14 protein-coding genes are annotated in these 12,358 nt (G+C 75.6%); 11 read left to right on the top strand and 3 right to left on the bottom strand.

The features are described from left to right. Positions 1-56 precede the first annotated feature (56 nt). The 5 genes from dcd (at position 57) to ACRYM0_RS11420 (ending at position 4,703) form a co-directional block, all read left to right on the top strand. On the top strand, positions 57-632 hold the full coding sequence (gene dcd, locus ACRYM0_RS11440) for a dCTP deaminase (RefSeq protein ID WP_432505138.1): 576 nt from the start codon (positions 57-59) through the stop codon (positions 630-632). A 174-nt stretch (positions 633-806) separates the two neighbouring features. Continuing rightward, positions 807-2,087, top strand: coding sequence for an EAL and HDOD domain-containing protein (locus tag ACRYM0_RS11435; RefSeq protein ID WP_432505137.1), 1,281 nt, complete (start codon positions 807-809; stop codon positions 2,085-2,087). A gap of 39 nt (positions 2,088-2,126) precedes the next feature. Then, entirely contained in the window at positions 2,127-2,588 is a 462-nt protein-coding gene (locus tag ACRYM0_RS11430) for an ankyrin repeat domain-containing protein (RefSeq protein WP_432505135.1), read from the top strand. 83 nt (positions 2,589-2,671) lie between these two features. Continuing rightward, positions 2,672-4,033 carry a TrkH family potassium uptake protein gene (locus ACRYM0_RS11425; protein ID WP_432505133.1) on the top strand — a complete coding sequence of 454 codons (1,362 nt, stop codon included), beginning with the start codon at positions 2,672-2,674 and terminating at the stop codon, positions 4,031-4,033. A 28-nt stretch (positions 4,034-4,061) separates the two neighbouring features. Further along, the gene (locus tag ACRYM0_RS11420) at positions 4,062-4,703 is read left to right on the top strand and encodes a potassium channel family protein (protein WP_432505131.1); all 642 of its coding nucleotides are present in this window, start codon (positions 4,062-4,064) and stop codon (positions 4,701-4,703) included. 39 nt (positions 4,704-4,742) lie between these two features. Here the strand turns inward: ACRYM0_RS11420 and ACRYM0_RS11415 are convergent, their stop codons facing one another. After that, a complete protein-coding gene (locus ACRYM0_RS11415; protein WP_432505129.1) occupies positions 4,743-4,976 on the bottom strand; it encodes a hypothetical protein in 234 nt (77 codons plus the stop codon). A 59-nt stretch (positions 4,977-5,035) separates the two neighbouring features. Here ACRYM0_RS11415 and ACRYM0_RS11410 point away from each other — a divergent pair, with 59 nt between their 5' ends. From ACRYM0_RS11410 to ACRYM0_RS11400, 3 genes are read left to right on the top strand one after another with little or no spacing between them, the layout of a single operon-like run. Beyond that, positions 5,036-5,485: a MarR family winged helix-turn-helix transcriptional regulator gene (locus ACRYM0_RS11410; protein WP_432505127.1), complete on the top strand. Its 450-nt coding sequence runs from the start codon at positions 5,036-5,038 to the stop codon at positions 5,483-5,485. 55 nt (positions 5,486-5,540) lie between these two features. Beyond that, the gene (locus ACRYM0_RS11405; RefSeq protein WP_432505125.1) at positions 5,541-6,794 is read left to right on the top strand and encodes an MFS transporter; all 1,254 of its coding nucleotides are present in this window, start codon (positions 5,541-5,543) and stop codon (positions 6,792-6,794) included. A 30-nt stretch (positions 6,795-6,824) separates the two neighbouring features. After that, entirely contained in the window at positions 6,825-7,520 is a 696-nt protein-coding gene (locus ACRYM0_RS11400; protein ID WP_432505124.1) for a thymidine kinase, read from the top strand. Here the strand turns inward: ACRYM0_RS11400 and ACRYM0_RS11395 are convergent. Continuing rightward, on the bottom strand, positions 7,486-8,493 hold the full coding sequence (locus ACRYM0_RS11395; protein ID WP_432505180.1) for an SDR family oxidoreductase: 1,008 nt from the start codon (positions 8,491-8,493) through the stop codon (positions 7,486-7,488). The genes ACRYM0_RS11400 and ACRYM0_RS11395 overlap by 35 nt on opposite strands. A gap of 188 nt (positions 8,494-8,681) precedes the next feature. On the opposite strand from ACRYM0_RS11395, the gene ACRYM0_RS11390 reads away from it, so the two are divergent. Further along, positions 8,682-8,927: a DUF2630 family protein gene (locus ACRYM0_RS11390; RefSeq protein ID WP_432505122.1), complete on the top strand. Its 246-nt coding sequence runs from the start codon at positions 8,682-8,684 to the stop codon at positions 8,925-8,927. Position 8,928: 1 nt separating this feature from the next. Here ACRYM0_RS11390 and ACRYM0_RS11385 read toward each other — a convergent pair whose 3' ends face one another. Beyond that, the gene (locus tag ACRYM0_RS11385; RefSeq protein WP_432505120.1) at positions 8,929-10,929 is read right to left on the bottom strand and encodes a redoxin domain-containing protein; all 2,001 of its coding nucleotides are present in this window, start codon (positions 10,927-10,929) and stop codon (positions 8,929-8,931) included. 147 nt (positions 10,930-11,076) lie between these two features. Between ACRYM0_RS11385 and ACRYM0_RS11380 the strand changes: the two genes are divergently transcribed. Then, positions 11,077-11,673 (top strand): ClpP family protease, encoded by a 597-nt coding sequence (locus ACRYM0_RS11380; RefSeq protein ID WP_432505118.1) that lies wholly within the window; start codon positions 11,077-11,079, stop codon positions 11,671-11,673. Further along, complete coding sequence (locus ACRYM0_RS11375) at positions 11,670-12,275, top strand: ATP-dependent Clp protease proteolytic subunit (protein WP_432505116.1); 606 nt, start codon at positions 11,670-11,672, stop codon at positions 12,273-12,275. Before ACRYM0_RS11380 ends, ACRYM0_RS11375 begins: the two co-directional genes overlap by 4 nt. Positions 12,276-12,358 lie beyond the last annotated feature (83 nt).

Below are 12,358 nucleotides of genomic sequence, written 5' to 3'. Positions count from 1 at the left end.
CAGCCCCCGGCCCGCGAGCCCCCCGCACGGGGGCCGCGCGGCGGTAGCGTGGGCCCGTGCTGCTCTCCGACCGCGACATCCGCCGCGAGCTGGCCGCCGGGCGCGTGGTGCTCGAGCCGTCCGAGCCGTCGATGGTGCAGCCCTCCAGCGTGGACGTGCGCATCGACCGCTACTTCCGCCTCTTCGACAACCACAAGTACTCCGTGATCGACCCGGCCCAGGAGCAGCCGGAGCTGACGCGGCTGGTGGAGGTGCCGGCGGACGAGGCGTTCATCCTGCACCCGGGCGAGTTCGTGCTGGCCTCCACGTACGAGGTGGTCACGCTGCCCGACGACATCTCCGCACGCCTGGAGGGCAAGTCCAGCCTGGGACGGCTGGGGCTGCTGACGCACTCCACGGCCGGCTTCATCGACGCCGGCTTCTCCGGGCACGTGACGCTGGAGCTGTCCAACGTGGCGACCCTGCCGATCACGCTGTGGCCGGGCATGAAGATCGGCCAGCTGTGCTTCTTCCGGCTGTCCTCCCCCGCGGAGAACCCCTACGGCAGCGCCGCCTCCGGCTCGCGCTACCAGGGGCAGCGGGGCCCGACGCCGAGCCGCTCCTTCGCCCGCTTCCACCGCACCCCGGTGTGAGGCGGCGGTGCCCGTGCACCCGGCGACGGCGTCCGCGGGTGAGCTGCCGCCCGCGGCACCCGTTCGGCCCAGCGCACCCCCGGCAGCCCTACAGGTCGGGGCCCGGTCAGCCGTAGAGGAGTGCGTGAGGAGCACCACGCGGGCGGCCGGGCCCGCCGCACCGGGGACGACGCCGTGAGCGCCCGTCACCGCGCCGCCGTGCGCCCCGACGCCCCGGCCCACCAGCCCGGGACCAGCGTCTCCACCGTCCGCGTCGGCCGGCAGGGCATCTACGACGGCGAGCGCCGCCTCGTCGCCTACGAGCTGCTGTTCCGCGCCCACGGCGGCACCACCGCGGACCTGTCCAGCGGCGCCGAGCAGGACCACGCCACCTCGCAGGTCATCAGCGCCACCTTCGGCGACTTCGGCGTGGAGCAGATCGCCGGCGACAAGCCGCTGTTCATCAACCTCACCCGCGGCTTCTTCACCGGCGAGCTGCCGGTGCCGTGCTCGCCGCACCAGGTCGTGCTGGAGCTGCTGGAGGACGTGGAGGTCGACGAGGAGCTGCTGGCGGGCCTGGACCGGCTGCACGCGCAGGGCTACCGCGTCGCCGTGGACGACTTCGACGGCGAGGAGAGCCGCCTGCCGGCCGTCGAGCGCGCCGAGTACGTGAAGATCGACCTGGCGGCCAGCGGGGAGCGCTTCGAGGACGTGGTGGCGCTGGTGCGCCGGCACAACCCGTCGGCCCTGGTGGTCGTGGAGCGCGTGGAGGACGACGCGGAGTTCGAGCGGTGCGCGGCCGCGGGCTGCGACCTCTTCCAGGGCTACGGGCTGCAGCGCCCGGTGACCCTGGAGTCGGTGAGCCTGACGCCCTCGCAGCTGGTGTGCCTGCGCCTGGTGCGGGCGCTGACCGGCAGCGACGCGCCCATCGGGGAGATCGAGCAGCTGGTGGCCTCGGACCCGGGGCTGAGCCTGCGGGTGCTGCGCACGGTCTCCTCGGCCGGCTACGGCACCCAGCAGGAGATCTCCTCGCTGCGGCAGGCCATCGTGCTGCTGGGTCGGCGGCAGCTGTGCTCGTGGGTGGTGCTCATGCTGCTCGGCGGCGTGACGAGCGTGGACACCGAGTCCCTGACGACGGTGCTCGCGCGGGCGGCGGCGTGCGCGCGGCTGGTGCCGGCGGACTCGGACCTGGCGTACACGGTGGGGCTGCTGTCGGGCGTGGCGACGGTCCTGGGGATGGCCGAGGGCGACCTGGTGGAGACGACCGGCGTGGCGCTGTCGGTGCGGACGGCGCTGCTGGAGGGCCGCGGCGCGGCCGGGCGCGCGCTGCGGGCGGTGCTGTCCTACGAGGACGACGACGGCACCGCCGGCGAGCAGGGGCGGCCCGCGTACGAGGTGTACGAGGTGTCGCGGGCCTACCTGGCCGGGCTGAGCACGGCGATGGCCACGGTCGAGGCGGTCCTGGAGCACGACTGAGGGGGTGCGGGGCCCGCGCGGGCGACCTACCCTGACGCGGTGACCGGGCGGGGCGAGGGCGGTGGTCGCTGGGCCGAGCCCGTGGGGCCGTGCGACGCCGGTGAGGAGCGCGCCCTGGAGCTGGCCCACCGGGTGTTCGAGTCCGCGCGGCTGGGGCTGACCCGGCAGCTGTGCACCTACCTGGACGCCGGGGTGCCGCCGGACTCCACCGACTCCGCCGGCGACTGCCTGCTGGTGCTGGCCGCCTACCACGGCCACCGCAGCGCTGTGCGCGCGCTGTTGGAGCGCGGCGCCGACCCCGACAAGACCGACGCGGCCGGCCGCACGGCGCTGACGGCCGCGGTCTTCCGGGGGTTCTCGGACGTGGTGGTGGCGCTGGTGGGGGCCGACGCCGACCCGTACGCGGGCAGCCCCAGCGCGCTGGAGACGGCGCGCTTCTTCGCCCGCGAGGACCTCCTGGAGCTCCTGGAGGTGCCCGGTGAGGAGCTGGGGGGCGGCTGAGGCGCACCGCCCGGCCCCCCGCTGCCCTAGCCTGATCCCGACCGGGCCGCCCGAGGGCCCCGCTGGAGCTGGAGGCTGTGCAGGTGGATCCGACCGGGCCGGTCCCCCGCTACCGCCGCAGGTTCCTGCGGCACCCGGCCCAGGTCGTGGCGGTGGCGTTCGCGGCGGCCGTGGCCCTGGGCACGGCGCTGCTGTGGGTCCCGGTGGCCAAGCGGGGTCCCGGCGGCGCGGAGTTCGTCGACGCGCTGTTCACCGCGATCAGCGCGCTGTGCGTCACCGGGCACGTCGTGGTGGACACCCGCGAGCACTGGTCGGGTTTCGGGCTGGTGGTCATCCTGGCGCTGGCGCAGGTCGGCGGCTTCGGGATCATGACGTCGGCCTCCCTGCTGGGGGTGTTCGCCTCCCGCCGGCTGGGGCTGCGCTCGCGGATGCTGACGGCGACGGAGTCGCGCGGCCTGGAACTGGGCGACGTGCGCTCGGTCCTGGTGGGGGTCGTGCGCGTGTCCCTGGCGGTGGAACTGGTGACGGCGGTGGTGCTGATCACCCGCCTGCTGGTGGCCTACGAGCTCAGCGTCTGGGACGCGGTGCGCGAGGGCGTGTTCCTGGCGATCTCGGCGTTCAACAACGCCGGTTTCGCGCTGCGCTCGGACAGCATGACCGACTTCGCCACCGACGTGTGGATGTGCGGGGCCGTCATGGTGGCCAGCACGCTGGGCGGGCTGGGGTTCCCGGTGCTGCTGGAGCTGCGCCGGCAGTTCCGCCGGCCGAGGGAGTGGTCGCTGCACACGAAGCTGACGATGGTGACGACCGCTGCGCTGCTGGTCTTCGGGTGGGTGTTCCTCACCGTGAACGAGTGGCGCAACCCGGCGACGTTCGGGGCGCTGCCGTGGTGGTCCCGGCCGCTGGCGGGGTTGTTCCAGACGACGGCCACGCGCAGCTCGGGGTTCAACTCGGTGGACATCACGCAGATGAACGGCGGCTCGTGGCTCGTCATGGACGTGCTGATGTTCATCGGCGGTGGTTCGGCGAGCACCGCGGGCGGCATCAAGGTCACGACGTTCGCCCTGCTGCTGATCGTGGTGTTCGCGGAGTTCCGCGGTGAGGAGACGGTGAGCGTGTTCGCCCGCCGGGTCCCGGACCGCGTGTACCGGCAGGCGCTGGCCGTCGCCCTGGTCTCGCTGGCGGTCATCGTGGTGTCCACGCTGGTGGTGGTGGAGCTGAGCCGCGCCCCGCTGGACGCGACGCTGTTCGAGGTCGTCTCGGCGTTCGCCACGGTCGGGTTGTCCTCGGGGCTGGTGGCGACGCTGCCGGACTCCTGCCAGCTCATCCTGGCCCTGCTGATGTTCCTCGGCCGGCTGGGGCCGATCACCCTGGGGGCGGCGCTGGCCCTGCGCGAGCGCCGCCGCCTGTACGAGTTCCCCGAAGGGAGGCCGATCATTGGCTAGGAGGTCCGCGCTCTCACGCCCGCGGTCGGTGGTGGTGATCGGCCTGGGCCGGTTCGGCCGCTCGCTCGCGCTGGAGCTCATGGAGGACGGGCAGGTGGACGTCCTGGGCATCGACTCCGACCCCAAGCTCGTCGACGAGCTGGCCGGGCACCTCACGCACGCCGTGGTGGCCGACTCCACCCGGGAGGAGGCGCTGCGGCAGTTGTCGGTGCACGAGTTCGACCGCGCCGTGGTGGGGATCGGCACGAACCTCGAGGCGTCGATCCTGACGGTCTCGACGCTGCTGCAGTTCGGCATCCGCAACGTGTGGGCGAAGGCGATCAGCGACTCGCACGCGCGCATCCTGACGCAGCTCGGCGCGCACAAGGTGATCCGTCCCGAGCACGAGATGGGGTTGCGGGTGGCGCACCTGGTGCGGGGGCGGATGCTGGACTACATCGAGTTCGAGGACGGCTTCGCGATGGTGAAGACGACCGCGCCCGCTCCGCTGGTCGGGCAGACGCTGGCGGGGGCGCGGTTGCGCAGCACCTACCGGGTGACGGTCGTGGCCCACCACCGCCCCGGCGAGGGGTTCTCCTACGCCACGCCGGAGACGGTGCTCTCGGCCGACGACGTGATCATCGTGTCGGGGCAGATCCGCGACGTGGAGGCGTTCAGCTCGCTGGTGTGAGCCGCCGGCGCGGTGCCCCGCCGGCGGCGGGCGGGGTCCTCAGCGGTCCTCGCCGGCGGCGGCGACGTCCTCCTCGGGGCGCGGCGGGACGTCCTGGTCGGTCTCGAGCTCCGGCACCGGGGTGGCCGCGGGGTCGGGGCCGCGCCGGTCGACGCCCACGAGGCGGCGGCGCTCGGGCTCACCGCGCTCGGCGCGCGTGAGGTCGATGAGCTTGCGGCGGTCGTCGCTGCTGCGGCGCCCGTCGCCGGGCGCGGGGTCCGGTGCTGTGCTCACCCGGCAACCTCACCACGCCGTGCCACCGGCTGCCACCTCCCCTGTCATATAGTGTCCCTATGCAACCTGATGAGCGGCTCGCCGAGCAGCTCCTCGTGGCCTGCTCCGAGCTGACGCGCGCCGCGGGCGCCGCGGCGGGCTCCACCCCGCTCTCGCTGCCCCAGGGGCGGGTCCTGGGCACCCTGGAGCGCCGCGGACCGCTGCGCGTCAGCCGGCTCGCGGCGCTGGAGCGCTGCGCGCAGCCCACCATGACCGCCCTGGTGGCCCGGTGCGCCGGCTCCGGCCTCGTCACCCGCGCGGCGGACCCCGCCGACGCGCGCGCCACCCTCGTCTCCCTCACCGGACGGGGCGCGCAGGTCCTCGCCGAGCACCGCCGGGCGCTGTCCGCCCCCCTGGCGGCCGCGCTCGCGCGGGGCGGTGAGCACGAGCGCGCCGGCGCCGAGGAGACCGTCGCCCTGCTCACCCGGCTCACCGCCGTCGTGCGGGACGCCACCGCCCCGCCCTCCTGACCCCACCCTCCCGACACCACCACCGCTGACCCCACCACCGCGAGAGGAGGTCCCCGTGCCGAGCACCCCGCCCAGCACCCGAACCCGAACCCGAACCACCGGAACCCTGCAGCAGCCGATCGCCGTGTGGGCGGTCGCGTTCGCCGCCGTCGTCTCCTTCATGGGCATCGGCCTGGTCGACCCGATCCTGCCCGCCATCGCCGGCGACCTCGGCGCCACGGAGGCGCAGACGCTGCTGCTGTTCACGTCCTACCTCGGCATCACCGGCCTGGCGATGCTGCTCACCGGCTGGGTCTCCAGCCGGCTGGGCGCCAAGAAGACGCTCATGGCCGGGCTGGTGCTCATCGTCGTCTTCGCCGCCCTGGCCGGGGCCTCCGGCTCCATCGGCGCCGTCATCGGCTTCCGCGCCGGCTGGGGCCTGGGCAACGCGCTGTTCATCGCCACCGCGCTGGCCACCATCGTCAGCGCCGCCAGCGGTGGCACCGCCACCGCCATCGTCCTGTACGAGGCGGCGCTCGGCCTGGGCATCGCGATGGGCCCGCTCGCCGGCGGCCTGCTCGGCGAGGTGTCCTGGCGCGGCCCGTTCTTCGGCACCGCCGCCCTCATGGCGGTCGCGTTCCTCGCGATCGTGGTGATGCTGCCCGCCACGCCGAAGCCGGCCGCACCGACGTCGCTGGCCGACCCGGTGCGGGCGCTGCGCCACCCCGGCCTGCGCACCGTCGCGGTGATGGCGTTCCTCTACAACTTCGGCTTCTTCACCCTGCTGGCGTACACGCCGTTCGCGCTGGACATCGCCTCCCCCGTCCGGCTGGGCCTGGTGTTCTTCGGCTGGGGGGTGTGCCTGGCGGTGGCCTCGGTGTGGATCGCCCCGCGCCTGCAGCGGCGGTTCGGCCCGGTGCCCGTGGTGAGCGCGATGCTCGCCCTGTTCACCCTCGTGCTGGCGCTCGAGGCGGTCTTCGCCGGCACGCGGACCGTCCTGGTCGTGGGCACCGTCGTGGCGGGGCTGTTCCTGGGGGTGAACAACACCGTCGTCACCGAGCTGGTCATGGAGGTCTCCCCGGCGCAGCGCTCCACGGCGTCGGCGGCGTACTCGGCCGTGCGGTTCGCCGGCGGCGCGATCGCCGCGTGGGCGGCCGGCGAGCTGGGCGGCTCGGTCGGCGACTGGGCGCCGTTCGTGCTGGGCGCGGCCGGGGTCGCCGCGGGCCTGCTGGTGCTGCTGTCCGGCCGCCGGCACGTCGTGGCCCACCGCGCCGCGCCCGCGGCGCACTCCCCCGCCGAGGCCGCCGCCGTCACCGCCGGCGACGCCTGAGCCCACCACGGTGCGGCAGGATGGTCGCCCGTGGCCGAGCTGGTGTTCTTCTCCGGGACGATGGACTGCGGCAAGTCGACGCTCGCGCTGCAGGTCGACCACAACCACCGCGTCCAGGGCCGTCGCGGGCTGCTGTTCACCCGATTCGACCGCGCCGGCGAAGCCGTCGTGTCCAGCCGCATCGGCCTGGCCCGCCCCGCGCTGGAGGTCGCCGAGGGCACCGACCTGTGGGAGGAGGTGTCCCGGCGGCACCGCGAGCGGCCCGTCGACTACGTCGTGGGCGACGAGGCGCAGTTCTACTCCCCCGAGCAGGTCGAGCAGCTCGCCCGGCTGGTGGACGACCTCGGCATCGACGTGTTCGCGTTCGGGATCACGAGCGACTTCAGGACCAGGCTCTTCCCCGGCAGCGCGCGCCTGATCGAGCTCGCCGACCGCGTGCAGGTGCCCCAGGTGGAGGCGCTGTGCTGGTGCGGGGCGCGGGCCACCCACAACGCCCGCACCGTCGACGGCGTCATGGTCGTCGCCGGTGAGCAGGTCGTCGTCGGCGACGTGGGACGGGCCGAGGGCACCCTCGACGTGGGGCCGGTGGGCACCATCGCGTACGAGGTGCTGTGCCGGCGCCACCACGTGCGCCGCGAGACCGCGGCCGGCGCCGCCCGCGGGGTCGTGGACGTGCGCGCAGCGGCGGCCGTCAGCGGCGCGCGCGCGCCAGCAGCCCCGCGGTGAGGGCGGCGGCGCCGACGGCCGCACCGCCCAGGGCGCGCCGGTGCAGCAGCGCCCACACCTGCGGGCTGCGCTCGTGGGACTGCTCGTCGAACGGGCCGCGGCTGCCGTGGTCGCCGGGCACCGGCTCGTCCAGGTAGTCGCCCACCATCGTCTCGCGCGGCTGGTCGGTCTGCTGGCCGTCCACACCGGTGCGGGCCAGGTACCGGTCCAGCAGGGGCGCGACGAACCTGTTGCCGAGGATGGTGCCCACGGTGGACCCGCCCACCCAGGTGGTGCGGCGCGGTCGGTCCACCACGTCGCCCACCACGCGGGCGCACAGCTCCGGCTGGTAGATCGGCGCCACCGGCTGCGGGTGGTGGGGCAGCGTCGAGCGCACCCACCCGAACTGGGTGGTGTTCATCCCCGGCATGTGGACGATCGAGACGGTCACGGAACTGCCCTCGTTCAGCAGTTCCGTGATGACGCTCTCGGTGAACCCGACGATCGCGTGCTTGGCGCCGCAGTACGCGGACTGCAGCGGGATGCCGCGGTGGGCCAGCGCGGAACCGACCTGCACGACGCGGCCGCGGTCGCGCGGGCGCATCCGGGACAGGGCGGCGCGGGTGCCGTTGACGTAGCCGAAGTAGGTCGTGGTGGTGGCGCGCGCGTAGTCGGCGGGGTCGACCTCCCAGAACCGCGCGAACACGCTGGCCATCGCGTTGTTCACCCACACCTCGATCGGGCCCAGCTCGGCCTCCACGCGGGCGGCGGCGGCGTCCACGGCCTCGTGGTCGCCGACGTCGCACACGACCCCCACGGCGCGCCGGCCGCGCGCGGCGACGTCGGCGACGGCCCCGGCCAGCCCGTCGCGCCCGCGCGCCAGGACGGCGACGTCCCAGCCGCGCCCGGCGAGCTCGCGCACGACCGCGCGGCCCAGCCCGGCGGAACCGCCGGTCACCACGGCCACGCCCCGCTGCGAAGGGGGCGCGAGCAGCGAGACCAGCCCGTCGTCGCCCTGGCGCTCGTCGTGGCCGTCGCTGCTGGGGGCGCTCACCGGTCCTCCTGACGTCGTGGGCGCGGTCCGTCCGCGCCGCCCGCCCCCACCCTGGCGCACGGCGGCGCGGCGCGCCGCTCGGCACCGTGCGGGGTGCGGGCGGCGCACGGCGCGGCGAGGATGCCCCCATGGACGAGCACGACATCCACGAGCGGATCAACACCCTCGTCGAGCGCGAGCACGCGCTGCGCGCGGCGCTGGCCGAGGGCAAGCTCTCCGCGCAGGAGGAGCACGCGGAGCTGAAGGACGCCGAGCAGAAGCTGGACCAGCTGTGGGACCTGCTGCGCCAGCGCGAGGCCAAGCGCAACGCGGGGCTGGACCCCGACGAGGCGGACGCGCGGCCCGTGGGCGAGGTGGAGGGCTACCGGCAGTAGGTCACGCGGGAGGGTCCAGCACGACCTCCAGGCGCACCCCGGCCGGGGCGCCGGGCCGCACCAGCACGGGCACCCGCAGGGCCCGCCGGTGCAGGTGGCACGCCGCGCCCGGCACCGCGCCGGTGTCGCAGGTGGCCACCTGCAGGTCCAGGTGCAGCACACCCTCGGCCCTGCCGTCCGCCGCCCCGTCGGCCACCGTCAGCTCCTGCTCCAGGCCCTCGCCGGCCACGGCGCGCAGCAGTCCCGGCGGGGTGGCGCGCACCCGCAGCAGGGCCGCGCCCGCGCCGCGCCCGTCGAGCTCCTGCCCGGCCGGCGGCGCGACGTCAACGACCAGCCGCACCGGCCCGGGCGGCAGCGTCAGCGGCTGCTGCGCTGCGGGCTCCGGCGGCTCCCGCAGCGCCCGCGGCAGCGGCAGCCGGACGAGGCGGTGCGCGGCGGACTCGACGACCACGAGCGCACCCCCGTCGGGACCGTCCAGCACGAGGACGTCGGCCGGTTCGGCCAGGCCGCGCAGCAGGGTGTCCACGCGGCCGGTGGCGGGGTCGAAGCGGCGCACGGCACCGTTGTAGGTGTCCGCCACGAGGACCGAGCCGTCCGGCGCCACCGCCACCCCCAGGGGGTGCTGGAGCAGCGCCGGTCCGCCCGCACCGGGCCGGCCGTCCACGGTGCCCGGGCCGTCGCGGTGGCCGAACTCGAACAGCCCCTGCCCGGCGGCGGTGGTGACCCGGTGGCCGGGCCGGGCGACGGGGGCGGCGTTCGCCATCCGGTCGTCCACGACCACCGGCACCGAGCGGTCCACCGCCCCGGTGCGGCGCAGCACCCGCAGCGCGGACGTCTCCGCGTCGACGAACCACGCCTCCTCCCGCACCGCGCCGCCCACGCCGCCCGGTGCGTCCGGCGACGCGACGCGCCGCACCGCCAGCCCCGAGGGCTGCGCCAGCCACGCCGACTCGGCGGGGCCGTCGCGCAGGCCCTCCGCGGTGGTGCCGGCCAGGACGCGCACCAGCCCCGCCAGCGGGTCGAAAGCCCACAGCTGGTGGTGGCCGGCCATCGCCACCAGCACCTGCCCGTCGAACCACGCCACGTCCCACGGGGAGGCCAGGTCCTGCTCCAGCGCGGGCCCGCCGCCGGTGCGGCGCCGCGCCTGCCGGCCGGTGCCGGCGACGGTGCGCACGTGCCCGTCGGCCAGCCGCACCCCGCGCAGCGCGTGGGCGCCGCGGTCGGCGACCACGAGGTCGTAGCCGGCCCGGGCCGCGACCTCCGGCGGCAGCAGCGCCAGCCCCTGCGGCTCGTCGAACGCCGCCTCGCCGGCGGCCCCGTCCAGCAGGCCGGCCCGGCCGCTGCCGGTGCGGCGCAGCTCGGTGGTCAGGTCCCCGGCCAGCTCCACGAGCTGGTGGTGGCCCGTGTCGGCGACCAGGACGGTGCCGCCGGGCAGCGCCAGGGCCCGCGCGGGGAAGCGCAGCGCCGACGGGCCCGGTGCGTCCTGGTGCACGGCGAGCCCGCCCGCGCCGCGGCGCGGTGCCGCGGCCAGCAGCTCCTCGACGACCGCGGCGACCTGCGTACCGCGCCCCTCCCCGGACACCGACGCCGCGACGTACCCGTCGGGGTCGACCACGACCAGGGTGGGCCACGCGCGCACTGCGTACGCCGACCACGTCTCGCGGTCGGCGTCGTCCAGCACCGGGTGCGCGACGCCCAGCCGGGCGACGGCCGCTTCCAGCGCACCGGGTTCCGCCTCGTGCGGGAACTTCGGCGAGTGCACGCCGAGGACGGTGAGGTCGTCGCCGAACCGCTCCTCCAGCGCCCGCAGCTCGGGCAGCACGTGCACGCAGTTCACGCAGGAACCGGTCCAGAAGTGCAGCAGCAGCACCCGCCCGCGCAGGTCCGCCGCCGTGAGCGCGCGGCCGCCGGTGCCCAGCCAGCGCCGCCCCACCAGCCGGGGGGCGCGCACCCGGCCGGGCGCACGGCGGGGTTCGGCGGTGGGGGGTTCCGGTCCGGGCACCCGCCCAGTCTCGGCGCCGCGGCGCGCCTGCGCACCGGCGGGGGTGGTTCTCCCGACGGGAGATGTGCTGCGGGGAGAAACCCCACCGGCGCCGCCCCCGGAGGGCGAGGGTGGTCGGACAGCACCCCACGACCAGGGAGGAACCCGATGCCCACCCCCACCGGTCCGTTCGACGACCAGCTGTCGCAACGGCTGCTGTTCCAGCGCATCGTCGTGCTGGGCCAGGAGGTCGACGACGCGGTCGCGAACCGGATCTGCGCGCAGCTGCTGCTGCTGTCCGCCGACGACCCCCGCAGCGACGTCGCCCTCTACATCAACTCCCCCGGGGGTTCGGTCAGCGCCGGGCTGGCCGTGTACGACACGATGCGCCTGATCCCCAACGACGTCGCCACCCTGGTCATGGGCATGGCGGCCAGCACGGGGCAGTTCCTGCTGGGCGCGGGGACGGCCGGCAAGCGGTTCGCCCTGCCGCACGCGAGGGTGATGATGCACCAGCCCTCCGGCGGGATCGGCGGGACGGCCGCGGACATCGCGATCCAGGCGGAGAACCTCGCCCACACGAAGGCGACGATGCAGCGCCTCATCGCCGAGCACACCGGCCAGGACGTGGAGACGGTCGAGCGGGACTCCCAGCGCGACCGGTGGTTCACCGCCGAGCAGGCGCGCGCGTACGGGATCGTGGACCGCGTCGTGGAGCGCGTGGACGACGTGCGCCTGGGCGCGGGGCGGAAGGTGGGGTTGTGAACGCGCTCGTCCCGTACGTCACGGAGTCCACCCCGCGCGGGGAACGCACCTCCGACGTGTTCAGCCGCCTGCTGTCCGAGCGCATCGTGTTCCTGACCGGTGAGATCGACGACGCGGTGGCGAACGTCGTGATCGCGCAACTGGTGCACCTGGCCTCGGAGAACTCCACCGCGGACGTGAACCTCTACGTCAACTCGCCCGGGGGTTCGGCCACGGCGCTGATGGCGGTCTACGACACGATGCGGTTCGTGCAGCCGGACGTCGCCACGTTCTGCGTGGGCCAGGCCGCCTCGGCGGCCGCGGTGCTCCTGGCCGCCGGGGCGCCGGGCAAGCGCTCGGTCCTGGAGCACTCCCGGGTGCTGCTGCACCAGCCCTCGGGCGGGGCGCAGGGCACCGCGGCGGACCTGCAGATCCAGGCGGAGGAGGTGCTGCGGCTGCGCAGCGAGATCGAGCAGGTGCTGTCCCGGCACACCGGCCACACCGTCGAGCGGCTGCGCGCCGACCTGGACCGCGACCTGGTGCTCCCGGCGCAGGAGGCCGTCGCCTACGGCGTCGCCGACCGGGTCGTCACCCCCGCCGCGCTCCCGCCCACCCCCCTCTGACCCCTGGCCCTCCTGCCACCCCGGGGGGGGGGGGGGCGGGGGGGGGGGGCGGGGCCGGGCCCGCGCCCCGGCCCCCCCGCCCC

It is taken from the genome of Kineococcus arenarius subsp. arenarius (assembly GCF_050871845.1).
Lineage (GTDB): Bacteria > Actinomycetota > Actinomycetes > Actinomycetales > Kineococcaceae > Kineococcus.
This window is presented reverse-complemented; position numbering and strand designations above follow the sequence as displayed.

Coding starts and splice junctions, on each gene's coding strand:
- ACRYM0_RS11410 (WP_432505127.1), top strand. CDS start 5,036: ATGCAACCTGATGAGCGGCTCGCCGAGCAGCTCCTCGTGGCCTGCTCC.
- ACRYM0_RS11390 (WP_432505122.1), top strand. CDS start 8,682: ATGGACGAGCACGACATCCACGAGCGGATCAACACCCTCGTCGAGCGC.
- ACRYM0_RS11380 (WP_432505118.1), top strand. CDS start 11,077: ATGCCCACCCCCACCGGTCCGTTCGACGACCAGCTGTCGCAACGGCTG.